The 24445-nt window shown below is 35.7% G+C and carries 14 protein-coding genes; 6 read left to right on the top strand and 8 right to left on the bottom strand.

Annotated features, from left to right (window positions below; all coding sequences use genetic code 11):
* Positions 1-43: 43 nt before the first annotated feature.
* From MB380_RS04505 to MB380_RS04495, 3 genes are all read left to right on the top strand, one after another.
* Positions 44-961, top strand: a complete 918-nt coding sequence (locus tag MB380_RS04505; RefSeq protein WP_253533622.1) for a carboxypeptidase-like regulatory domain-containing protein — start codon at positions 44-46, stop codon at positions 959-961.
* A gap of 99 nt (positions 962-1060) precedes the next feature.
* On the top strand, positions 1061-3064 hold the full coding sequence (locus MB380_RS04500; protein ID WP_253533621.1) for a M1 family metallopeptidase: 2004 nt from the start codon (positions 1061-1063) through the stop codon (positions 3062-3064).
* Positions 3065-3178: 114 nt separating this feature from the next.
* The gene (locus tag MB380_RS04495; protein WP_253533620.1) at positions 3179-6958 is read left to right on the top strand and encodes a leucine-rich repeat domain-containing protein; all 3780 of its coding nucleotides are present in this window, start codon (positions 3179-3181) and stop codon (positions 6956-6958) included.
* A gap of 93 nt (positions 6959-7051) precedes the next feature.
* Here the strand turns inward: MB380_RS04495 and MB380_RS04490 are convergent, their stop codons facing one another.
* The gene (locus MB380_RS04490; RefSeq protein WP_253533619.1) at positions 7052-9064 is read right to left on the bottom strand and encodes a M13 family metallopeptidase; all 2013 of its coding nucleotides are present in this window, start codon (positions 9062-9064) and stop codon (positions 7052-7054) included.
* A gap of 285 nt (positions 9065-9349) precedes the next feature.
* Here MB380_RS04490 and MB380_RS04485 point away from each other — a divergent pair, with 285 nt between their 5' ends.
* The 3 genes from MB380_RS04485 to MB380_RS04475 all read left to right on the top strand — a co-directional run bounded on the left by MB380_RS04485 (position 9350) and on the right by MB380_RS04475 (position 12340).
* Positions 9350-10213 carry a hypothetical protein gene (locus MB380_RS04485; RefSeq protein WP_253533618.1) on the top strand — a complete coding sequence of 288 codons (864 nt, stop codon included), beginning with the start codon at positions 9350-9352 and terminating at the stop codon, positions 10211-10213.
* 62 nt (positions 10214-10275) lie between these two features.
* Positions 10276-11619, top strand: coding sequence for a neutral/alkaline non-lysosomal ceramidase N-terminal domain-containing protein (locus MB380_RS04480; protein ID WP_253533617.1), 1344 nt, complete (start codon positions 10276-10278; stop codon positions 11617-11619).
* 172 nt (positions 11620-11791) lie between these two features.
* The gene (locus MB380_RS04475) at positions 11792-12340 is read left to right on the top strand and encodes a hypothetical protein (RefSeq protein WP_253533616.1); all 549 of its coding nucleotides are present in this window, start codon (positions 11792-11794) and stop codon (positions 12338-12340) included.
* 23 nt (positions 12341-12363) lie between these two features.
* On the opposite strand, the gene MB380_RS04470 is transcribed toward MB380_RS04475, so the two are convergent.
* From MB380_RS04470 to MB380_RS04440, 7 genes are all read right to left on the bottom strand, one after another.
* On the bottom strand, positions 12364-13635 hold the full coding sequence (locus MB380_RS04470; protein WP_409014594.1) for an IS256 family transposase: 1272 nt from the start codon (positions 13633-13635) through the stop codon (positions 12364-12366).
* Positions 13636-13998: 363 nt separating this feature from the next.
* On the bottom strand, positions 13999-14943 hold the full coding sequence (locus tag MB380_RS04465) for a hypothetical protein (protein WP_253533615.1): 945 nt from the start codon (positions 14941-14943) through the stop codon (positions 13999-14001).
* Positions 14936-18223, bottom strand: a complete 3288-nt coding sequence (locus MB380_RS04460) for a hypothetical protein (protein ID WP_253533614.1) — start codon at positions 18221-18223, stop codon at positions 14936-14938. Before MB380_RS04460 ends, MB380_RS04465 begins: the two co-directional genes overlap by 8 nt.
* Positions 18213-18893, bottom strand: coding sequence for a hypothetical protein (locus MB380_RS04455; protein ID WP_253533613.1), 681 nt, complete (start codon positions 18891-18893; stop codon positions 18213-18215). Before MB380_RS04455 ends, MB380_RS04460 begins: the two co-directional genes overlap by 11 nt.
* A complete protein-coding gene (locus MB380_RS04450) occupies positions 18863-20185 on the bottom strand; it encodes a hypothetical protein (RefSeq protein ID WP_253533612.1) in 1323 nt (440 codons plus the stop codon). The genes MB380_RS04455 and MB380_RS04450 overlap by 31 nt, the downstream gene beginning before the upstream one ends.
* A 390-nt stretch (positions 20186-20575) precedes the next feature.
* On the bottom strand, positions 20576-22426 hold the full coding sequence (locus MB380_RS04445; protein ID WP_253533611.1) for a UvrD-helicase domain-containing protein: 1851 nt from the start codon (positions 22424-22426) through the stop codon (positions 20576-20578).
* A complete protein-coding gene (locus MB380_RS04440; protein ID WP_253533610.1) occupies positions 22413-24431 on the bottom strand; it encodes an ATP-dependent endonuclease in 2019 nt (672 codons plus the stop codon). The genes MB380_RS04445 and MB380_RS04440 overlap by 14 nt, the downstream gene beginning before the upstream one ends.
* Positions 24432-24445 lie beyond the last annotated feature (14 nt).

Genomic DNA, 24445 nt, shown 5'->3' with positions numbered 1-24445 from the left:
TAAAGACCTTAATTTCTGTTTTTATTATATAAAAATTCAAGCTGTGGCTATAAAATCCATCTTTTTTAGTCTGCTCTTACTTTTCATCGTTTCTGAAGCTGCGTGTCAGATAATGATTACCGGGCGAGTAGTAGCCAAATATGATAACTCTCCTCTGCCGGGAGTTTCTATTGTTCAAAAAGGCACAGGCAATCTTACCATGTCAGGACAAGACGGTGCTTTTTCTCTGAATGTGTCTGATACAAACGATACTTTGATGTTTTCATCTATAGGATATATTACAAAGGAATATCGATTGAAAGGAGTAAATCAAATTCTGGTAAAAATGAAAGATGACTGTCATATAGACATATTTGATGCCCAGCAGATTGACTTTTATGCCAAAAGTGGGGTATTACATAACCCGATTGGCGGACAATTCAATTTATCGTTTCCTGTAATTTATAACCTGGCAACATTACACAGTAGCGCTAGTTTTCAATCTGATTTTCAACACAACAAATTTCTGAACATAAAGACAGAGCTCAAGAATTTCATATCAGAATGTGATTTCGACATGACCGCTCTATGGCACTACTGGACATTCAACTATCAAAACAACTTCCATACTAAGGTCAACTCTTTTGAAACCCAACTTCACTTCTCAAAAAAAATTCTACCCTTAGACAATACTGGATTGATTGTAGGTTTTGGGCATCTGGCCTCAGTGACTGACAATCAGTCTTTTACTGCACCTGTCATAGGTCTACGAATATCTCCCTCAAGATTTTTTTATTCCTCAATTGAATTGAAAGCAGCTCTTTTTAAAAACAATACTGAATTACAGGGACAAATTATGAAGAACTTCAAAAGCTTTAGTACGTTCATACAATTCTATCGACTTAAATCATTCTCAGAATTAAGTATTGGCATTGGAAAAGAGTTTGACTACCGCTTAAAAAAACAACGATTGAAGAAGTAAAAAGCTTTAGTGTAGAGTAATGCCTAAACCGTTGCCTTTACACCAATTATTACTAAATTAGCAATCTATATTAGCAAACTCTTAACAGCCTCTCTAATCATGATTGCCCGAATTACACTCATTACACTACTGATAGCCCAAACCGTGGCATCAGCTCAACAAACACCCCCTCCCGTCTACACAAACCCTGAAACCTCTAAGCGGACAATCAGATTGGGTGTCCCGATGACTAACTCAATCCGGAAGGCATTTGCTGCTGGTACCCGTGATTTCTCAGGTAAACCCGGCCCCAATTACTGGCAACTGGAGACCGACTTTACCATTCATGCAAGCCTGGACCCTGCCACGCAAACCATTACAGGTTCTGAGAAAATTACGGTGCATAATAACAGCAAGGATGATTTAAAAACCATTGTGCTTCGCCTTGACCATAACCTTTTCCGTCCCGAAATTCAGCGGGGCGCATCAGTACCTGCTGAAACGACTGAAGGCATGATTGTAACCAGCCTGAAAGTGGATGGGCAAACCGTAGACCTGACGCCTCCACCACCTTTGGGGCGTGGCGTTAGTATGTCAAGCGGTAAATTGCAGGTGTATGGGCTTAAGCAGACCATAGCGACTATTACGCTTGCGAGTCCGGTTAAAGCCGGAGCCACCGCTGTGCTGGATATCGACTGGCATACCAAGCTGCCCGGTGGGCCGCAAGGATTAGGCCACCGCATGACCCAGCGTTTTGATAGCAAGTTGTTTCAACCTACGCAGTGGTTCCCTCGTCTGGCAAAATATGATGACCTGCGCGGATGGGAAACCAGCCCTTACCTCGGCCCTGCTGAGTTCTATAATAATTTTGGCAAATATGATGTGTACATAACCGTACCCGGCGGCTGGATAGTAAGCGGCACAGGGGTACTACAAAACCCGAACGAGGTGCTGACCCCAACTGCCAGACAAAGACTGGCTACGGTGCTTAACTCAAACGATGAAGTAACCATTGTGAGTGAGACTGAAACAGGCCCCGGCAAAGCCACAGCAGCGGGCGACAAACTGACCTGGCATTTTGCAGCCGACAAGGTGAATGACTTTGCCTGGGCAACTGCCGAAAACTTTGTATGGAGAGCCACCCGCGCCAACATACCCGGCAAAGGGCCAATCCCGATTCACATGGTTTATCTGCCTGAAAGAGCTAAATTGTTTGAAAAAGCGGGTGTGATTACCCGCCATGCGCTGGAGTTCTACTCAAAACTATGGGCGCCGTATCCGTTTCCGCAGATGACCTTGCAGGATGGCCCGAGTGCAGGTATGGAATACCCGATGGTTATTAATTCTAATCAGGGTGCGGCTGACCACGAAACCGGACACCAATGGTGGCCAATGGTAGTGGGCAATAATGAAACCCGCTACGGCTGGATGGACGAGGGCTTTAACCAGTATATGAACATTCTATCTAATTCTGACATGGCCGGAAGACCTTATAAACTGGACGGACTCGGCCAAAGCTACGGCCGAGTAACGGGCGATGAAAGCGAAGCCCCTCTGATGTGGAGCGCCAACGATGCAGGCAGTGGCTACCGCTTCCAGACTTATGGCAAAACGCCTTTGATGTTATCTATGTTGGGTGGCATTGTGGGAGACACCGCCGTAATGGAGGCCATGAAAAAATATACTACCACCTGGAGCTACAAGCACCCGTCTCCGTGGGATTATATCTTCTTCATGAACAACGAGTTGAAGCAGGATTTGAACTGGTTCTGGTACTATTGGCTATGGACAACCGAAACCGTTGAAAGCTCGATACAAGAGGTAAAAACTGACAATGGCAAAACAACCGTAACGGTGCATCAGGCAGGGCAGATGCCGTCTCCTGTGGTGCTGAAAGTAGAGTTTGAAACCGAAGGCCCGGCTATTAAAGCCCTACCCAACGCAAAAATGATAGATGCCACCACTGCCGAAGTTACATGGCCTGCCTCGGTATGGTTTAACGGCAACCGAACATACAATGCCGTTATGAATTTTGGCAAGCGCAAAATCAAAAAAATAACCTTTGACCCCCACGGCCGTTTCCCGGACTCAAACGTAGCAGACAACGTTTGGCCGAATGAGTAGTTTGATATTGATTCTTTTTTTAAGCAGCCCTGAGACTTTTGTTTTGGGGCTGTTTTTGTTTTGAATACTCAATAAAAGTTTTATTTTTGGGAAACATTAACATCCCATTTTGCTATGTCTGAATTAGCCTTGCAATTGATTGAAGAGAATAAAAGAACTAAAGAGCCTTTTTTGGATTTGGGAAATTGTGGATTAAGAGGTGAATTACCAAAAGAATTATCCGATTGTATATGGCTAGAGCGATTAAATTTGGGAGATTATTATTATGACTTTATAAAAAATCAATCAGTTAAATCAAAAAACCCAAAAGCTACTAATAAGTTTAGTGGACGTAATTTTGATATTTTACAAAACCTGACCCAATTACATTCTTTAGACCTTAGCTCTAATCAAATTCAGGATATTAGTTTTTTACAAAACCTGTCCCAATTGCATTCTTTAGACCTTAGCTCTAATCAAATTCAGGATATTAGTTTTTTACAAAACCTGTCCCAATTACAATCTTTAGACCTTAGCTCTAATCAAATTCAGGATATTAGTTTTTTACAAAACCTGTCCCAATTACAATCTTTAGACCTTAGCTCTAATCAAATTCAGGATTATAGTTTTTTACAAAACCTGTCCCAATTACAATCTTTAGACCTTAGCTATAATCAAATTCAGGATATTAGTTTTTTACAAAACCTGTCCCAATTACAATCTTTAGACCTTCGCTATAATCAAATTCAGGATATTAGTTTTTTACAAAACCTGTCCCAATTACAATCTTTAGACCTTCGCTATAATCAAATTCAGGATATTAGTTTTTTACAAAACCTGTCCCAATTACAATCTTTAGACCTTCGCTCTAATCAAATTCAGGATTATAGTTTTTTACAAAACCTGTCCCAATTACAATCTTTAGACCTTCGCTCTAATCAAATTCAGGATATTAGTTTTTTACAAAACCTGTCCCAATTACAATCTTTATACCTTAGCTCTAATCAAATTCAGGATATTCGATATTTACAAAACCTGTCCCAATTACAATCTTTAGACCTTCGCTATAATCAAATTCAGGATATTAGTTTTTTACAAAACCTGTCCCAATTACAATCTTTAGACCTTCGCTATAATCAAATTCAGGATATTCGATATTTACAAAACCTGTCCCAATTACAATCTTTAAACCTTCGCTATAATCAAATTCAGGATATTAGTTTTTTACAAAACCTGTCCCAATTACAATCTTTAGACCTTCGCTTGAATCAAATTCAGGATATTAGTTTTTTACAAAACCTGTCCCAATTACAATCTTTATACCTTAGCTCTAATCAAATTCAGGATATTAGTTTTTTACAAAACCTGTCCCAATTACAATCTTTATACCTTAGCTCTAATCAAATTCAGGATATTCGATATTTACAAAACCTGTCCCAATTACAATCTTTAGACCTTAGCGATAATCAAATTCAGGATAGTAGCTTTTTACAAAACCTGTCCCAATTACAATCTTTATACCTTAGCTCTAATCAAATTCAGGATATTAGTTTTTTACAAAACCTGTCCCAATTACAATCTTTATACCTTCGCTATAATCAAATTCAGGATATTCGATATTTACAAAACCTGTCCCAATTACAATCTTTAGACCTTCGCTATAATCAAATTCAGGATATTAGTTTTTTACAAAACCTGTCCCAATTACAATCTTTATACCTTAGCTCTAATCAAATTCAGGATATTAGTTTTTTACAAAACCTGTCCCAATTACAATCTTTAGACCTTCGCCAAAATCAAATTCAGGATATTAGTCAACTTAAATACATAATAAATCTTCAATACCTATTTGAAATTTATTTTTCTGATAATCCCATTCATCTGCCTGCAGAGTTAGATTTGGATTCCGTAAATGATTTAAAATCATTTTTCAGAGATTTAGATAATGGTTCAACGAATAAAAGATTTGTTAAATTATTATTTTTAGGTGACGGATGTGTAGGTAAAACAACTTTATATAAGCATTTAAAATTAGGGTCTCCTCCCCCGCAAATCGATACCCAAGAACGGACTCATGGTATAGTCTTGGATACTTGGGATAAAGAATTTAAGGATTTAAAAATTAATGTCTGGGATTTTGGAGGCCAAGAAATTTTTCATGGTACGCATCGCCTGTTTTTAGGTTTAAGAGCCATTTATATTTTGGTCTGGACAAAACAATCAAATAAAAAATGTAGCCAGGAAGAACAACACCCACTTAAATATTGGTTAGATTTTATAGCCGATTATGGAAAAGAAAGTACTGTTTTATTAGTAGAGAATACGATAGATGATGAATTTGACAGTCAACAATTTCCCGACGATAAAGTATTAGAAGATTTAGTCAAAGAATTCAAATCAAGAAAAATAGAGCTAATACCTACTAATTATAGAATTAACTGTCAACAAAATACAAAGGATGTAAATAGATTTAAAAGGGTTTTACAAGGTGAGATAGAGAATATTTTAGATAGTTATCCAATTGAGGAATTCCCCGCTAATCGTCTAGCGGTAATTGAAACATTGGAAGATTTTAAAAAAACAAATAGAACTCTCCCAATGACTGATTACATAAACCTTTGTAAAGAAAACAACATATACAATCCTAATGCACTATTAAGTTTTTTAAATCGATTAGGTGTTATCAGTTACTTCAAAAATTTATTTTCAGAGACAATTATTTTGCAAACCGAATGGGTACTTGATGCTATGTATGAAGCATTAAGACTTACTAATAATCCACTGAAGATTAAAAAAGGAAAATTGAATGATGATGATTTTAATAAAATCTGGCAGAATTATAATGAATCAGAAAAATCAGTTTTTAAAAACTACATGCTTCAGAGTGAATTACTTGCAGAACCCATAAGTAAAAATAGAGCTAAACCATTACAACGAAATTACCAGTATCTAATGCCCAATTTGTTTCCAAATTGCCCTGACCACCTCAAATTTGAGTGGGATGATAAACAAAGTTATTGGGTTATAAAATTTAGGTTTATGTATCCGGCTATTATGCAAAGATTAGAAGTAAAAATACTTAACTACTGCCATTACGAGGAAGAAGAATCACTTTTTAAAGATTATTTAGCATTTACAGGTAAACAAAAAGAAAGATGCCACATTGAGGTATTTGAAGAAATAAAGGAAATGCGTATCTGGACAAATACGACCAATTACTATATAGAAATAATTAATTTTATTAATGAAATATATCCTTTAGAAAGACTACAGGTTTTTGAAAGAATCAAAAACAAGGAGGATAGAAGAATCGAATTTGTTCGAAATGAAGAAAAGGAAAAATATCAACTTAAGGAAGAAAAACCTTTAACTGAAATAACAATGAAAGTGAAAGACCCTATTAAAGTATTTGTTACTTATTGCTGGACAGATAAAAATGAAAAAAATGATGAAGTTCATCAAACAAAAGTGCATCAATTAGTTAATTCGTTAAGAAACAATGGTTTTGATGCTACTTTTGATAAGGCTATTAATGATACATCAACCGCGAATGATTTTATGCGCATGATGGTTGAAAATATGCATAAAAATGAAAATATAATAGTAGTATTATCAGAAGGCTACGCTATTAAAGCGAATAGTTTTAAAGGTGGTGTTGGAGATGAATATCAATTATTAATTAAAGACATCAATAAAAATCCTAATAAGTACATACTAGTATCTTTTAATCGTAGAAGTGATGAAATTTACCCTTTAGCTTTAATGGGCAGAGATACAGTAGATTTATCAAACTTGGATGAAGAGGAAGTAAAAAGATTAATAAGAAAGTTAGATGGTACAGCATCCGTTCACTTAGCACCAATTGGCAAAAAAGTTGATTCTGATAAACCAAAGGATGTAGGTAAGCTATTTTAAAAGGAATTTCTTTGTATTCAGCGTTATCAATTAAAAACAAAAAAGACCGTAACCACAGCGCAGTTACGGTCTTTTTATTCTCTTCCCTATCCCCTACCAAACAGTAATGCGTTCGCTTTCGGGTTTGTACATTTTGTCGCCGGGTTGTATGTTAAATGCTTTATAGAAAGGTGTAAAATTCATCAATGGGCCGTTCACACGCCATTTGGCTGGTGAGTGCGGGTTGGTGTTTACGTAAGTGCGCATGTAGGCGTCTTTGGTTTTTACACGCCATATTCTGGCAATAGAAATAAAGAATCGCTGATCAGGCGTAAACCCGTCTATTTTTTCACCACGCTTGTATTGCTCGGTCAGCTTAAAGGCATCAAAAGCAATGGCTATTCCGGCAATGTCTGCCGTGTTTTCACCTACTGTCAGGGCGCCCTTTACATGTACCGAATCTAATACGGTATATTGGTTATACTGGTCTATTACCTGTTGGGTTCTGGCTTTAAACTTCTTAAAATCATCTGCCTTCCACCAGTTTTTCACATTACCTACTTTGTCAAATTGCGCCCCCTGATCATCGAACGAGTGTGTAATCTCATGACCAATCACCATGCCTATGCCGCCGTAATTAAGGGCATCATCGGCATTCAAATCAAAATAAGGTGGTTGCAGAATACCCGCCGGAAACACAATTTCATTCAGCGGAGGGTTGTTGTAGGCCGTTACGGTTGGCGGAGTAGTGCCCCATTCGGTGCGGTCAACGGGTTTGCCCACTTTAGCTATTGAATAATTAAAATCGTTCTGACTGGTAGCCAGACGGTTTTCAAAGTAAGTAGCCCTGTTGATTTTTACAGAAGAGTAGTCTCTCCATTTATCCGGATACCCGATTTTCTCGGTGAATGCATATAGTTTTTCTTTGGCCTTGGCTTTGGTTGAATCGCTCATCCAGTCCAGTTGGGTAATGCGGTTTTCAAAAGCCGTTTTCAGGTTATCTACCAACACACGCATGCGTTTTTTGGCTTCTTCAGGGAAATACTTTTTCACATACAATTGCGCCAACCCATGCCCAAGTGAGCGGTCAACAGCCTCTGTAATCTCTTCTCCGCGAGGCTTTTGAGTAGCCTGTCCTGACAACTTCTTTGAGTACTCAAAAGATGCCTTTGAGAAAGGCTCACTCAGAAAATCCGCATAGGTCGTCAAAGTTCTGGCTTTCAGGTATGCTTTCCAGTCGTCTATTGCCACAGAAGTCAACAATGCATTCAGGCGGTCATAGTATGCTGGTTGCTGCACATTCAGTGAGTCTATTTTCACGCCTAAGCCGCTAAAATAAGTCGACCAGCCAATGTTTGGCTGTTTTTTGGCGATATCTGCCACGGCCAGTTTGTTGTAATTGGCCTGCACGTTTCTGCGCTCAATATTGGTTTTGTGCGATGCCGCCAGTTCTTTCTCAATGCCATATACAGCACTTGCCATTCTGGCAGCATCCGATGCCTCGGTACCCGATAGCGTGAACAACTTAGTAAGGTAGGCCGTATAAGCCTTCTGAATGCCAGTGGTTGAAGAATCGGTTCTGAAATAATAATCTCTCTCGGGCAAGCCGATACCGGTTTGTGCTAAATTAACGATGTTGATAGCGCTATTTTTAATGTCAGGACCTACGCGGAACCCGATAATAGAATAGTTATTGAACTTTTGTTGGTCAACTACAAATTTCATCAGTGCAGGCACATCTTTTATGCCGTCAATGCGTTTCAGCATAGGCTTCAGAGGCTCATAACCTCTTTTGTTGATAGTGGAGACGTCCATACCCGAGGCATAAAAATCGCCTACTTTCTGTTCAATACTTCCTGCCGGATTTTTGGCCGCAGAAACACTGTCGAGAATGCCCTGCATACGGATGCGCTGCGGAAAATTAAGGAATGAATAAGACCCCACCCCCGATTGGGTAGACGGAATCTCAACGGAGTTATACCATTTGCCGTTGACATACATAAAGAAATCGTCGCCGGGTTTTACGGTTGGGTCAATGTCGGTAATATGTACTTTCTGTGCCAGCGAGGGCTGTAAATACCCCAAAGCCACCACAAGGACTAAAGATAAAGAGAAGCGTTTTTTCATGTCTTATTTCAGGATGTTGAATAAAGATGTTTTATGATGGGAAAGTACGAAAAATGTTTTGGCAAGCCAAGCAAAGATGCGAAAGTGTGGTTTATAGTGTTTTTCTAAGTCCATTTGGATAAGTTTGGTTCGAGCACAAATGAGATTCTTAGGAAACTCAAAAAGAGGTTTTAAGTAATAATGAACACGTAAAATCTGTTTCCTTTGAAGTTCTTTATTACAAAAAAATCCTTTTATTTCGCATTAATTATAATAGACTAAAAAAGTAAACCCAAATTATCAAGTATGAAATTACAGTATTTTATTCCTGCTATAGTTATCGTCTTAAACACAATCAGCTGCACTCCCAAAAACACAAAAGATCCACAACCTGTTGAAGATACAAAGCCTATTGAAAATCCAAAACCTGTTGAAGACACTAAACCTGTTGAAAATCCTCAGCCAGTTATAAGCCAAAACATTAATTACGTATCGAAGGGTAATTATTACTTTCAGGAAATAACCTATGATGCTTCAGGTAATCCAACAATTGTTAGAGAGTTTTTGCCTACTCATGAAGCTACTTTAAAAATCAGCTATGAAAAAAATCTAGCTAAAACGATGATTTTCGAACCAAAAAACGGCAGTTACAATGTAGAGTATACAATTAATTATATCAATGCTAATGAACTAACTATCGGAACCAAATCTTACGTTGGTCCTTCGAAGTGGTTAACTAATGCCAGCCTGAAATTTAATGCAAATGGCCTTGTAGAAAGTATTACAACCATAATAAATGGTTACTCACGCACTTTTAATTACCGTTACGACAAAAATGACAATTTAATTTACGCTGAAAATCTGAATGAAAGCTTCCCTGTTATTTATGAGGAGTATGATGATAAGCCCAATCCCTTTTATGCGAAAGCCAAGCTCTGGACTATCATAGAGTTAATTGAGCGTCAGAATTCAGGTACAGTAGTGGATTTTGCGATTTGTAAAAATAATCCGCGGAAAAGCATTACTCAAAACAATAATTTTACCGAGAAATTAATTTACACCTACGACAAAAATTCTTATCCTGTCAAAATCATTCAACAAATATATTCTCCAAGTTACGGAGATGGTGTTTATAAAGAGGATGTAATACAACTAACCTATGCGAAGTAACTAGTCAATCGTTAATGTCCAATATCAGGAAGAGAGATAAACTAACAAAACCTCAAACCCTATTGAAAAAACTCATTAAAATACTCACCTGGTTTATTGTTGTGCTGGCTGTATTGGCCGTAAGCCTGTTCACTTTCAATGACAACCGCCCGCTTGAAGAAACCGACTATTATGCTGTAACCAAAAAGAAGCTCAAGGCACTTAAAATTGATGGCGGATATGGCACAAGCCTGAAAGGCGGATGGAGTAAAGAGAGCATCACCGGAAATACTGAAATACATATAGCCGGATACGGCCTGCGCGACAGTCCGGCATCGGCAGTACATGACAGCATCTATGTGCGGTCTATTGTTTTAGACAACGGCCGGCAAAAGGTAGCCATGATTACCATGGATCTTCTGATTGCGCCTCCGTTGGTGGTAGCGCAGGTTATCTCTTCACTCGGTAAACTTGGTTTTGGCAGGGGGAACATTTATTTTGGGGCTACACATACCCACAGTAGTGCAGGCGGCTGGGCAGGCGGCCCCGGAGGCCGGGCAATGGCCGGGCCAAAAAATGAGCAGATGATAAAAACCATTGCAGATGCCATTATAAGAAGTGTAAAAAAGGCCGAAGCCACTGCTTCTGTATGTAAAATCGGCTTTCAGAAATTCAACGCCGGTGACTATGTAAGTAACCGTTTGTTCGGAGAGACGGCCACCGAAGACCCCTGGCTGCGTGTGATGAAAATAGAAAATGCCAATAAAGAATCGGCTTTGGTGCTCACGTATGCTGCCCATGCGACGGATATTCCGAAAGATGATAACCGGATAAGCGCCGACTACCCAGGTATGCTGGTTACCAGCCTTGAGCAATCGGGTGTATGCAATTTTGCTGCTTTTTTTGCAGGAGCCGTAGGCAGTATGCGCCCGACAGATAATGGTGCGGAATCGTACCAAAAAGCTGAAATGATGGCCGCCAACCTTGCCCATTTAATCAAAACCGGTGGCAGCACTTTCAAAACAGATACCAGCACCTTGCTGAGAAGCGTTTATTTCCCACTGGCCTTGCGCGACCCACAGCTGCGATTAAGCAAGCATATCCGCCTCCGCCCGTGGGTATTCAATTGGCTGATGGGCGAACAGCAAGTAGGCATCAATGCACTAAGAATAGGCGATATGGTCTGGATAGGCACCCCCTGCGATTACTCAGGGATGCTATACGGCCGGTCAGACTTGGCGGCACAACAACTAGGCAAAGACCTGATAATTACCTCATTTAACGGTGGATACATAGGCTATATCACCCCCGACGAGTATTACAACCAACCCAAAGCAGAAACTCAGGAAATGAACTGGTTCGGGCCGTATAATGGCAGGTATTTCAGAGAGGTGATAGATGGGTTGGTGACGGGGGTGGGGAGGTAGACAAGTCCTGAAATAGGTTAACACAAATCTATTGCAAAACAGCCTTAGAACATGATTCTAAGCCTCGTCTCTTTTAAAAGACCATAAAAATTATAGTTTTAAAAACAAATTGATTCTTATTTGTAAACTAAATTAAGAAAACTCTTACTTACCAATAAAGTAAATTGCCATTATGAAAAAAATTAAGAAACTAGGTGAGGAAACATATGAAAAACATGGTTTGGAAACAATTCGAGACTTAAGTGCGTATCGTCAAGATAATTGGCATGGCCAATATGATAGAATGCTAAGATGGGCAGAACGATTTAGAGCAATATCTCAACAAGAAATACAAATTCCTAATAAATCACATACTTATTTTGATACAATGTACGCTTGTTTTCAAAATTTGTTTTTCCTAAAGGATTGGATAATTAAAAACAGTGATTTACCTAACGATGACTTAAACAATTTTATTAATAATAATGAAGAAATTGGGATTTGTCGTGATATTTGCAATGGGACTAAGCATTATAATATTTCACATCCAAGTGTTGATGAAAATTTTGGTATTATACATCAATATTTGCCGTACCACAAAGTTTGGAATGTAGCTCCGTATGAAATAATTATCTGCGCGGGCGGCAAAATCTATAAGCCGATTGAATTAATTGAAAAGTGTATCAATATTTGGGATACTTTCATTTATGAAAATTTAAATTTAACAGGGAGTGTAAACTGAACTGTGTCAAGGATTTTTACAACTCACTTGTTGTTAACTCCAAGTGAGTTTTTTTCAAAATTATGAAAATTCAATCTATCGCCAAAAATGATGTACAACTGTGATAGTGTAACACCCCAATTTCGGACAGGCATAGTCCACTTTTGAGAGATTCTCTGTACGACCAGATAAATCAGTTTTAAGAGTGCCGTATCAGAAGTGAATGAGCCTTTGGTCTTGGTAACTTTTCTAACTTGTCGATGAAACCCCTCTATAGGATTTGTTGCGGCCGCCGCTGCGGTATAAATCAATCTTCTAATGTCTTCTGCATACTCATAGAAGCTTGATAGGTTTTCCCAGTTAGTAAACCAGGATTGGACAGCAATGATGTATTTCTTGCCCCACTTAACCTCTAAAGACTCTAATTGCCTAAAACCTTCTTCTTTGTTTACAGCAGTATAAACAAGTTTCAAGTCAGCTATAAAAGCCTTTTTGTCTTTTTCAGGAACATATTTCAGGCTATTCCGTATTTGATGAACAATACAGAGCTGTATTTGAGCTTGGGGATATAGGGTAGCAATAGCATCAGGAAAACCTTTCAGTCCATCAATACAGGCAATTAAAATGTCCTCTACACCTCTTCTTTTTAAATCTGTTAAGACAGAAAGCCAGAATTTAGCACCCTCTGTTTCTGCCACATACATACCTATTAAGTCTTTTTTCCCCTCTAAGTCTACTCCTAAGATGTTGTAAATAGCTCGTGAAACCACTCTGCCATCCTCTTTGACTTTATAATGTATGCAATCCATAAAAACAATGGGATAGATGCTCTCCAAGGGTCTGCTACGCCATTCTTGCATGGCAGGGATTACCTTATCTGTAATAGTAGATAACTGCGTAGCTGAAATATCCATTTGATATAGCTCCTTGATATGAGAAGATATATCTCTGGTAGACATTCCTAAACCATATAAACCTATAACTTTAGTTTCAAGTTCTTCTGTAATTATTACCTGTCTCTTAGGTAAAATCATAGGCTCAAAAGTCCCTGAACGATCTCTGCCACTCTCCAGTTCAAATTCTCCTGATAAGCTCTTTACCTGCTTTTGTGTCTTTCCATTTTTACGATTAGATACTCCTTTTGCTTTTGATTCTGCCAGATGATTTTCTAACTCACCAGACAAAGCAGCTTCCAAAAAATGTTTCATTAATGGCGCAAAAATGCCTTTCTCTCCACTAAAAGGCTTACCAGCATACATTCCAGCAATTGCTTGCTTTTTGAACTCTTCGAAATCAAATTCTTGTTTCTCTTCCATAAAAAAACTGTGTTTAAAGTAAAATTAACATTTTAGCTAAATTTTACCTTGACACAGTTTAATTTACAGTCTCATTTAACAAAGAACGATAATTCTAAGTAAAAAATATTTGTCTCATTATACCTCAAATCCCTGTTACTAACACCACCACTAACAAACTCGCCACCACAAAACAAAAAACCGTAACCACTTAAAAAAGTAATTACGGTTCTTAATGTACCCAGAGCCGAACTAATGTCGAACCGGTTTCTTGAAGATTTGGAACAGTTGGTAAATCTATTTTAATAATTAATATAGTCATCTGCTTCTAATACTTTTAGCGAAATTTAAATAAATGGATTGATATACTTTCTTAAAAGTTATTTATTGAACAAATTCTAATCTTAACATTTCTGTTAACTTAAATGACTCTTCTTCGATCCACATTTCGTTTTGGATAAGATCGTTGATAAGAATTAGTTCTTTCTTTGAAAAAATATCTATTGGTAATCCTGATAGTGCTTTTGAAGAATTCCAATGACTTTGATGATAATCTATATACGTACTTATTTTCTTATGCGGTTCATTGGGATACAGAAGGTAAATGTCTTTATTTCTGTTTTTTAGTTTTGCTTTTATTCTTGAATAAATTTGTAATCCTGCCAAATCCCAATCGCAGGAATAATAAATTGACTTTGAAAGTTCTATTTCATCTATATCATCAATTATATTGATATTGTTCCCTCCAACGTGCCACAACTTAACTTCAGCATTTTTAGCTATCCAAGGTTGTTTTAAGAAGGATCTGTTTTCGCATAATACAATTGCTTTAGGGTTAGGATAGTCTACAACAATTCTCCATTGATTTTCTTTTTTATCTAAAGGAAATTCTGTTATATCTAAAATTTTAAATACAGCATTTCTCACACTTGTCTTGTTCTTCAAGTATTTTGAAGTATCAAAGAATTCGTTGGAAAAATCTTCAATATTTGATGGATTATTTTTTAGCTCTATTTTATTCTCGGCAATGAGCATTAAGGTTTTAACATCCTCAAGTGTAAAACTCATTTTAGCACTAGGTTCAATGCCATTTTCAATTAGAAAGTTCTTAGCCTCATTATATGGTATTTTAAACGTCTCTTCATAGAATTTTTCAAAGCTCTCTGTAGAAATGACAACTTTGGTATTCCCGACTTTTCTATCTAGAATACACTTATCTTCCAATAAGTATTTAATATAAGGATGCTCTTGAATGTTTGCTTTTGTTTTTTTTAAATGGAACAAATCATCAAGTGCCTTCAATTCTTTCCAAGTGATATTTTTATTCATTGTGCGACATTGTGTTTATATAATCGGCAATATCTTCCACAATGATATCTGAAAAAATCCCTAATGGCGGAACATACGTATCCATATCAGCTAAGTTATTTTCATGCATAATATAGATATATTGTCCCTCATTCGTAATTTCTCCTGCTGTTTCTATAGCCATTGTAATGATTTGATACTTTTCCGTTTTTGCTAATTCGTGCAACATATCATAATTACTACCTAAACCTTCAGCTTCATCTATAGGCATTATTTTTAGACCATCCTTTCCTTCTTCCTCAATCAAAGACAATCTTGCTAAACATAATAAAGCATTAGCGGTATAAGTTTGACCATTACTTCCGGAATTGCTTTCGTCGTTGTCAAGTTTTAAATCAAACTCTAAATCGAAATAAGATTTGGGATTCATTAAATCTTCTGGCTCAACTTTAGCACTGCCTCCAAATTGTTGAAAAGCTTTTCTCATCATTACGTTAATGTCTATTTCTTCTCGAAGATCACTAAATAACCCTACATAATTCATTTGATTATTCAATTGTTTTCTAAAATTAAAAAGCCAACTTGCAGGGAAATGAATTGACGGTTTAGACAATAAAGAGGCTCGATTACCTCCAGTAATAACTTTGTTTTTCTTTTTGAAATAGGAATCTATTTCACTAATTTTAGTAAGGTAATTATTATAAACTTTATAGACCTCATTGAAAATACTACCTAATATCTCCACTTTTCTTGAACCAATTTCCTGAATGTCCTGCATGAGTTTATTCAGCCTTTCTACGATATTATTGGTAATTAAATCTTCATCTATTGTAGAGGTAGGAAAAACTGTTGGCAGTAAATAATGAGCAAGTTTACCAACAGAAATTGATTCATTATAAGGTGTATTTGTGGTTACAATTTTTAAATATTCATCATAAGCAGTTTTTGACTTTTCCGCTTTAAATTTCAGGGAGTTTAAACCTACGCTTTCAAGATTAGGATGTTCTTCTACATCTTCTGTAAACTTAATTTCCGATCTAAATAAATCCTCGTTTAACCTGACTGTTTCATCCAGTTTTTGATTTGCTATGATAATGTTATCTTCTTTTGCCTTATTATCAATTTGAAGTTTATTTATCGTTTGTTTAAGTTCAAATTTTTTGTTTAGTAATTTTGACTCATTAGTAATTTCTTTTGCATATTCCTCTAGTAACACTTTTACTTCACCATTAAAGCTATTTTTCAATTCAGATAGGCTATTCTCGAATTGCTCAATTTCATTTTCAACGAGACTGATATCAATTACAGAAGCTTCTTTAAAAAATCTAATCTCTAACTCCTTGATTCTTTTGTTATGTCCTTCAATTATACCTTTGTGGTTTATAAAATCTTGATATTCTTTCTGAATTGAAGAAAATTCTGCATTGATGTTTTCTCTATTATTATACAACTCAACACTTTGGGCAAAAGCTTCTTTCGAAAGTTCTATTAATTCTTCTTCAATATTGAAGCTGTGAAGTTCATCCTTTCGTTTGTATAAATCAATATGTTCTTTTAAGTTACTATAATCAAATAGAATCTCTTTTAATTTTTGTTCTTTTTGTTTTTTACCATTAAGAATTGACAAACGATTTGCAACACCTTCTTTTAATTTTTGAATTGCATCGTTGAGTAACTTTGGATCGCTAACATTTAAAACTTGATTGGGAGAATGCTCAATATACTCATAAACACCATCAAGATTTAACCAGAAGCCCCGAACTGTTTCTTCTTTAACTTTATGCTCTATATTTTTAAATAAGTCTTCTGGAAAAGGGACATATCTTTCTGCATTTTCCTCAGATGGCTTTACTTTGCCATATTTTTGGAAGTAAATTAATGTACTCTCAATAATGTCTGAGATTGGGAATTTTAAGTTTTCAGTAGCCCAATTCAAAAGAGATTCCGGATTATTAACATCCGTAAATTTGGACAATGACTGAAGTTCCGTTATTTCTTTTTCAACTTTCTCAATTTTTTTGAAAAATTCGGCTTTTTCTTTTTCAAAATCAATTAACCAATTGGATGTCTCAAAATCACTTAATGAATTACTTTTTCTAAGATGATTAGTGAAACTTTGTAAGGCTATTTTATTATCATTTTCTTTTATTTGAAAGAAAAACCAGTCTTTGCCTTTTTCTAACTGATTGTCATTTAATTTCAACCAATTTTCAACCTTTCCTATGGAAGCTTTGGACCGACTTATCTTTAAAAAATTGTCTTCAATATCCGCTTTAGGTTCTTTCTGGCTTTCAAGTTTAATCACTGCTTCTTTTAATCCTAAAAGTTCTTTTAACTCTTTAATTTGTAACCTGATTATTTGATTTTCGCTGAATTTTAGTTCGATACTCTTTTTATCTATTTCATTGATAATCTCTTGTTGTTCTTCAAGGGATTTTTTCTTCAGTGTATTCCAGTAGTTGTATTGTTTAATCAGATATTCAGAATAAGTTGATTTATAAATCTTGCTTTTTTCAAGTACATTTTTTAATAAAGTTTGTTTCTCGTCGATTAGTCTGATTTCATCTAAATATCTTTTATGTTCGTGAAAGTCATTCGTGATATTTTTTACCTCTTCATCATATTTTGCTTTAATAATATTTTTATCATCGTCTCCAAAGAGAAATTTTTTAAGATTTTCGGATTCCTTTTTAAAGCCTTTTCCCCTTGAGAATGACCTTAAAATACTTGTATAGGCTTTTAATGTTTCTTCTTTAGTTAGGTCTAAAGAGAGTATTTCATTATTATAAAGGATTTGATGATAGTTTTTTCTTCTGAATGACTTCACTCTTGCAAACTCAATTTTCTCACAAAGACTATTTAACGGCTCAACTTTATCATTTATAATTAAATCTTTGGTAAAAATAGGACTATTGAGTGGGGTTAGTACTTCCCAATCATATCCATTTTGGACAATAAACATCTCGGCTATATTGGTCGTGCTTTCAATGTAAGCACCTATTACAATATATTGTTTCGGCTTTACTTCGACGTTTAAAAAAATATAACCTCTGGATGATGTTTTACCTTTGGTTCCCAAAAGCATTCCTTTGACATCTCTATCTTTATTACCATCTGTAGCAGATTGAAATTCGCTCGATCCAACTAAAATCAACTGAATCATATCTGCGATCATACTTTTCCCACTACCACTTTCACCGCTAAAATCTGTTCTGTAGGGATGAAATAAATAGTCTTCATTAAAGTGTTGTTTAATTCCTATTGTAGATAAACTATATATACGTGGGAAATTATTCTGCATTTTTCACATCTTTAATCAGATTGTCTATTGTTTCTATCTGTGGTTGATACGCTACCCTTAGCCTTTCAAAAGATGGTAAAATCTTGAATTTATTTTTCTCACTTTCATCATCCCACATTAACCACCCTAATTCCCCAAACTTAACAAAGGACTTTTTTACGATGTCGTTAAATCCTTCATCTGTTGAATCGGTTCCTTTATCTGAAGAATTGTCATTTATTAACTTTCTCAAAGCGTTCTTCTCTTCTTGATACTCTTCATAAAGTAGGTTAATAAAGTCAGAAACACTATCCAGTTCAATATTACCATCCAATTTATACATTTTTAGAAAGAGCATTCCAATAATTATAAACTCACTTTTTAAATAATCTCTATAGTTAGAAGATATATTACTTTTTCCGTCTTCATTCAGTTCCAGATGGTAATATTGATTAAATTCATTTCCTCCTTTTCTAAGGTTGAGATTGAAAAAGTCTTTATAATATTCTCTTAAGGATTCAAAATTCTCATTTTCATTCAAAAATCGAAATAAATTCACATCTACAGGATATTCCCTTTGGATATGAATACCACTTCTAAGCGTATAGTCAAGCTTAGCAAAAACATTCATTGATTTTCTTTCGTATAGAAAACTATATTTTACTGTATTTTCTGAATAGTCATCTGCCATAATGAAATACTTTTAATTGCTGTGTAATTAACAGCATTCCGGTTCATATCAATTTTATATTTTTTCTTGAACTTGGTGCTTCTCCTTAAAATATTGTGTGCGGTTTTAACAGCTATAGATAATTTGTCTGTATTCATAATTTTAAAGAATAATGGAGTAAAAACCAATGTACCATTTTCGTCTAATTCCTTAAAGGCAATATTCGTCCAATACAATATTCTCTCTCTATCCTGCTTCCATTTATTTGTTTTGTCCAGTAACTTTTTTCTTTTAGAGAAATCAATTTGTCTTTTGGAAACTTCCATAGGCAACTTATAACTTATTTCTCTGATCGGTACAATATTGAATATAGGAAGGTGTTCTGTTAACTTTACTTTTAGACCTAAAAGATTATCGGGCAATTGAATTCTTTTTACACTTCCTTCTTTTTTTACAAAGGAATTTTCTAATAAATAATTGATGAATTTATTTGTTTTCCGATCAAAATCTTGTTTGTTGAAATCATAAATAAACTCTCGTATGCGTGGCTTTATCTTTTCAATTCTTTTGCTTACTTGTCCTAACTGACTTCTGGAATTGTCGTGGAATTTTTGAACTTTTTGGACGTTTTCAATATAGTTAAAGCTATTTGTTTTTTGTAGAATCCCGGTTAGAGCTTCGTCAATTTCATAAGAAACTTGAAATGCATTTTTTAGCTCGGATGCTTGCTCTTTAATTACTTCCAAATGGATTTCTATTTCTTTCAAAACATTAATAATATCCTGATTTTCAGACTTAATGCTGATTTTGAAATCATTTACCGATTCATTCACTTGCTGATCAAGTATTTCAATTTGGGAAATAAGCTCGGGCATTCTCAAATTGAAATGATCTTCTATCCACTCATTAAAATCTTTTTCTCCTTCAATATTTTCGACCAGACTTTTATATAATTCATCAAAAAACCGTTTTATCTTGGCAGGATTATATTTTTCAATTAATCGCTTTTCAATATTTTGACAAAGCTCGAAGCCATTTTTTTTGAACTGGTAGGTTCTTTTGGTTTCATTACGCCATAAAAATGATTCCTGTAGCCTTAGAATTATTGTATTATTTCTATTATACTCAGTTCTCGAACTTTCATTCCCTTGGTCTTTAAATACTTTATTGATAACTGTAATGACGTTTTCTTCCGTAAAGTCTTTGTCCTTATACTTGGCATAAAGAGATAGGAGAATCAATCCGTCATTCTTCTCTGGGATTAATTTCTCGTATTGGCTTTTTGCCTCTCTATATAAGTCAAAGCTTTCCATTTAGATAACTTAATTGTTCATTTTTACATTATCAAATGTCTTCAATTCAATAAATTTCGATTTAATAAATAAGAAGGAGTTTCTTTCTTTAAAAGATTATGAAAATTTCATCATGTTATTCTGCCACCTCACCAATTTCCATTCCATTATCGGTTGAAAAAGAAAAAAGCCTTCCTCTACGAAAAGAGAACAGGAATACCTCTATTCCCCATTGAAGAAATTATTTTTCTTCATCTGAATTTATTTTGCTTTTATACTTCAGAAAGGTCTCTACTAAGTTGTGATCTTTTTCAAGAGAAAGGGCATACTTCTCAATAAAAAAATAGAAGTTTTGCAGTGAAATGATATTTTCAGTTCCATCATTTTTCATGTTACATACAATACTTTTATTTAGAGTTTTCTTTCAATCATACTTACAATTCCAGACTTTTGCAGTTCTTCAAGAAGCACTGTAATATTTGTTATAGTCTGTCGTTCTATGCCAAACCTTCCTTCTCGTTGTTTACTGAAGGTAAAGATTACCCTTTCCTTTGCTCTTGAAAGAGCAACAAAGAAGGCACATTTATCTTCATCTGGCTGGCGCTGAAAAGTCCAAAACGCTCCGTCTTCTAAACCGATAAATATTACCGTATGATATTCGAGCCCTTTGCTTTTATGAATGGTCATTACTGGCATGGTATCTTTTCCTATTAGCATATCTAGCGCAGCAACAATATTATTCAAAGAGGTATAATTGCTGATTAATTCATCCTGCACCTCTTTAATATGTGCGTCCAGGACTGTTGAATTTTTATACTCAGGGAAACTAGCCGTTATACGACTCCTGTCTGCTAAGGCAATTATATCAACAATAATTGCTTTTATATTATCCTCTGTTAATAGAGAGGCGGGATAAGCCAATCTGGTTTTCTTAATAAATTTTGATAATACACTTTCCAGTTTCAGTAGCTGATGATCTTCTAACTCCGTATGCAAGTTGCTCAAAAAATCAAAAACCCCCTGCTTGGCAATATTATTTTTGTTGTCAAATATTGCAAACAAGATATTAATTATGAAAACAGAAATCTCTTCAGTAAGTATGCTCTGAAACTTGTTCTCATCTCGGGTTTTTATACCGTTTTGATTAAAATATTCTATTAGATTTCCAGCATATCTGGATAATTGTTGTTTTACGAGTATGCAAATTTCTCTTGGATTTATGCCATCAATAGTTACCCATTTATGTACTTCTTGGAACAATAGTTGCATTTCATCATTGGGATTTTCAAACACCCATACAGCACACTCTCCCTGCTCTAGATCCCATTTGGGAGAAGGCGTGGCAAAATCGGTTTTCCCAAGCAAATGCTCTGTAAGGTGATTTAAAAGCGTAACTAATCTTGGTGCACAACGAAAGTTCATTGTAAGTGGAACTCTGGTTGCACCGGTATCAGCAATAAAATCTTCAAATATGGTATTCTGTGCTCCTGCCCATAACATGATACGTTGTTTATCATCACCAACAGCAGTATAAAAGCTATTACTACCTAAGAAGCAACTTTTAAAAAAATCATACTGAATGCCGGTAGTATCTTGAAATTCGTCTAAGAACACATATTGATAAGTTTGCTGTAAATATTGTTTGATCCGGGGATTGGTATTGATAATATATTCAGCCAGACGCATGATCATCTTGAAGGATAATTTTGACGGTGTGGCGGCTAGCATTTTTGTCCATACTCCTTTTCTGATGTTTTCCCCTATATTAGTGTTGGTATGGGCCAACTGCATCGAGTGCAAGCTCAATAAAGCATCCCGATTTGTGGTATTGAAATAGTTTACATCCTCCGTTCTATAATATTCAAAAATAGCCTGATCGCTAAGTACTACATCGTATTCACTGCTAATTTTGTATTCCTTCGGTAAGGCTTGCTTAAACCTATCCAATAACTGTTTGGCAAATGAATCAAACGTTAATGAATCAAATCTTCTAGACAGTTCATCGCCACAACGTTGGCGCACCCGCTCTTTTAAATTATATGCAGCATCTCTTTTAAAACTTATGGCCAAAATCTTAAAAGGAAAAGAACAAATATTGGTTTGCAAAAGATAAGATGCCTTTTGCGCTAATAACTCCGTTTTGCCCGCTCCAGGTCCTGCAACCACCAAGTTATTTTCTGAATGTTTAGCAATATTTAGAGCATTCGGCTCAAGAACCATATCATCGGCTGGCTTCCATATTTCTGGTTTAACTTTCTTCATCTATCACTTGAGAATTTAAGATTGAAGAAATTGAATTAAAAATCTCTATAAATACAGGCGGAAGATTGTCTTTGATCTCTTTATCACTCATTGAAGACAATACTTCAATATGTGTTGTGGGTTTTCCTCTTCCTAAAAAGTGGTAGTTATACCAAATCATTAGTTCCTTTTCTGCGTCAGTATAAGTTTCGCCAGTTGCTTTTTCAGATTTTAAAGTTGCCTGAACAGCGCTTTTTACTTTTTCATCAAACTCTGTCGCTTCTTTTACTTTATCCGGAATTCTTGGCCCTCCACCTTTGGGTATAGCTTTTTTATAAAATTCAGTATAATGGGTAAGCATCAAAAAATCAAGATCCAAAGTCTTGGAATAAAATATATTATACTTCTTCAGACTGTTGACCCAGCTATTCAAATTTGTAATTGCATCTTTTGCTGTCAGGCTCCAAGTGTGCATCTTCTCCAGTTCTTCATCTGATAAAAACTTTCCTCCTTCTATTTCTAATAACTCCTTTTTACAAACATCAATTTTAATCAATTGCTGTAATACATACTTTACTCTTCCCCAACCTCCTCCGTCTCTTTCTATATCCAGATCAAGCAGGGTAATGTATGGTATGTGTAATTCTTCAAGCAATTTCCAAATATGATTTACAAACCGATGGCCCAATGGGGCAAATGTGATGATGTTATCATCAAAATCAGTCTTCAGTACACTCATTAATCTATTAAAAATCACTTCTTCACTATCGCCTTCGCCAATAACCACCAATCGAGCAAAGTATATTTCAGGATAGTTGTGAACGGCCTCTTTCACATACTTGTAAGCTTCATCCGTCTTTTTTGGAAGAAGTATTTGATTAACTTCTGTTTCGTATTCTTCAGTAATCCTAAAATGAAGAATCCATTCAGGATTCAATCGTTTTATTATAGCTGGCGTATGCGATGATAGCAATACCTGGGAATTTTCCTTTTCCGCTATTGTTTTGAGAATTTTTATGACCCTGCCTAACAATTGTGGTGCAATATGATTCTCAGGTTCTTCGATTGCTAATATTGTAAGAAGTGGTCGGGTTATTCCAATAGTTTCTTCGTCCTCAGTAGTAGCCAATTTTTCTTCTATGTCTAAAAGGGCACAAACCAAGGTTAGGTAAAATAATGAACGGTATCCTTCTCCCAACTCATCAATACCAAATGATTTATGCGTACCGGTCGGGCTAAAAGATATCTCCAGCTTTTTGAGTATAGCATCAAAATTACTTCCTCCAAATCCAAGTAAGGTATCCCTGTAACGTTCATCTTTATGAAATTTTTGCCAGAATTCGGTAATGGAGGTTTGGACAGCGCCAAACTCTTGCAATTTTTTAAACTCGCCATTTATTTCATCAATTTTTTTATCGAACTCTTCTTTAAAGGTATCGTCCCATTTTATCTTTCTAAGAACACGATATAAAATACTGCCAGAAGCATATTTTAATTGCTCTGCCGGCCTTCTTATGGCTGGAACATACAGGACTTGGATAAGGGATCGGAAATGATTAGGAAAAAGTTGCTTACTATCTTCTTGTTCAGTCCCATCTTCGGATGTTTTAATAAAGTAGGTTTTGACTTCAATTTCTCCTTCCGGAATTAAATCAGATTTAATCCACGTTGCCTCTAATCTTATGCGAATGTATAGGTCACCCAGCAAATCATCTACTACCATACTAGAGAAGAAATGGGGAACAGCTTCCTGTTCTTCTTCTGAAAAGTCAATTCTGGCTTCTATTGAAAGTTCACGGTCCGTTATCTCATAAGGATTCTCATCTTTCCCAATATGGAAATCCTGTCGATAGATTTCTCGTTCTGCTAGAGATGAACCGAACAGTTTTTTAAGCGTTTCGAGTGCAGTTGTTTTACCTACACTATTTAGTCCAATGAATGCAACAAGTTTATCGTGCAAGGGTATTGTCACTTCTTCAGGCCCAAAGGATTTATAGCCTTTTATTTTCAATGTAGATATCCGCATAATACAATTTTGTT

The sequence above is a fragment of the Emticicia sp. 21SJ11W-3 genome (assembly GCF_024138715.1).
In the GTDB taxonomy this organism is placed as follows: Bacteria; Bacteroidota; Bacteroidia; order Cytophagales; family Spirosomataceae; genus Emticicia; species Emticicia fluvialis.
This window is presented reverse-complemented; position numbering and strand designations above follow the sequence as displayed.

What these genes read in the sequence shown, in the direction of transcription:
- MB380_RS04460 (WP_253533614.1), bottom strand. Translation starts at nt 18,223, where the DNA reads ATGCAGAATAATTTCCCACGTATATATAGTTTATCTACAATAGGAATT.
- MB380_RS04495 (WP_253533620.1), top strand. Translation starts at nt 3,179, where the DNA reads ATGTCTGAATTAGCCTTGCAATTGATTGAAGAGAATAAAAGAACTAAA.
- MB380_RS04500 (WP_253533621.1), top strand. Translation starts at nt 1,061, where the DNA reads ATGATTGCCCGAATTACACTCATTACACTACTGATAGCCCAAACCGTG.
- MB380_RS04470 (WP_409014594.1), bottom strand. Translation starts at nt 13,635, where the DNA reads ATGGAAGAGAAACAAGAATTTGATTTCGAAGAGTTCAAAAAGCAAGCA.
- MB380_RS04455 (WP_253533613.1), bottom strand. Translation starts at nt 18,893, where the DNA reads ATGGCAGATGACTATTCAGAAAATACAGTAAAATATAGTTTTCTATAC.
- MB380_RS04475 (WP_253533616.1), top strand. Translation starts at nt 11,792, where the DNA reads ATGAAAAAAATTAAGAAACTAGGTGAGGAAACATATGAAAAACATGGT.
- MB380_RS04450 (WP_253533612.1), bottom strand. Translation starts at nt 20,185, where the DNA reads ATGGAAAGCTTTGACTTATATAGAGAGGCAAAAAGCCAATACGAGAAA.
- MB380_RS04490 (WP_253533619.1), bottom strand. Translation starts at nt 9,064, where the DNA reads ATGAAAAAACGCTTCTCTTTATCTTTAGTCCTTGTGGTGGCTTTGGGG.
- MB380_RS04485 (WP_253533618.1), top strand. Translation starts at nt 9,350, where the DNA reads ATGAAATTACAGTATTTTATTCCTGCTATAGTTATCGTCTTAAACACA.
- MB380_RS04465 (WP_253533615.1), bottom strand. Translation starts at nt 14,943, where the DNA reads ATGAATAAAAATATCACTTGGAAAGAATTGAAGGCACTTGATGATTTG.
- MB380_RS04440 (WP_253533610.1), bottom strand. Translation starts at nt 24,431, where the DNA reads ATGCGGATATCTACATTGAAAATAAAAGGCTATAAATCCTTTGGGCCT.
- MB380_RS04445 (WP_253533611.1), bottom strand. Translation starts at nt 22,426, where the DNA reads ATGAAGAAAGTTAAACCAGAAATATGGAAGCCAGCCGATGATATGGTT.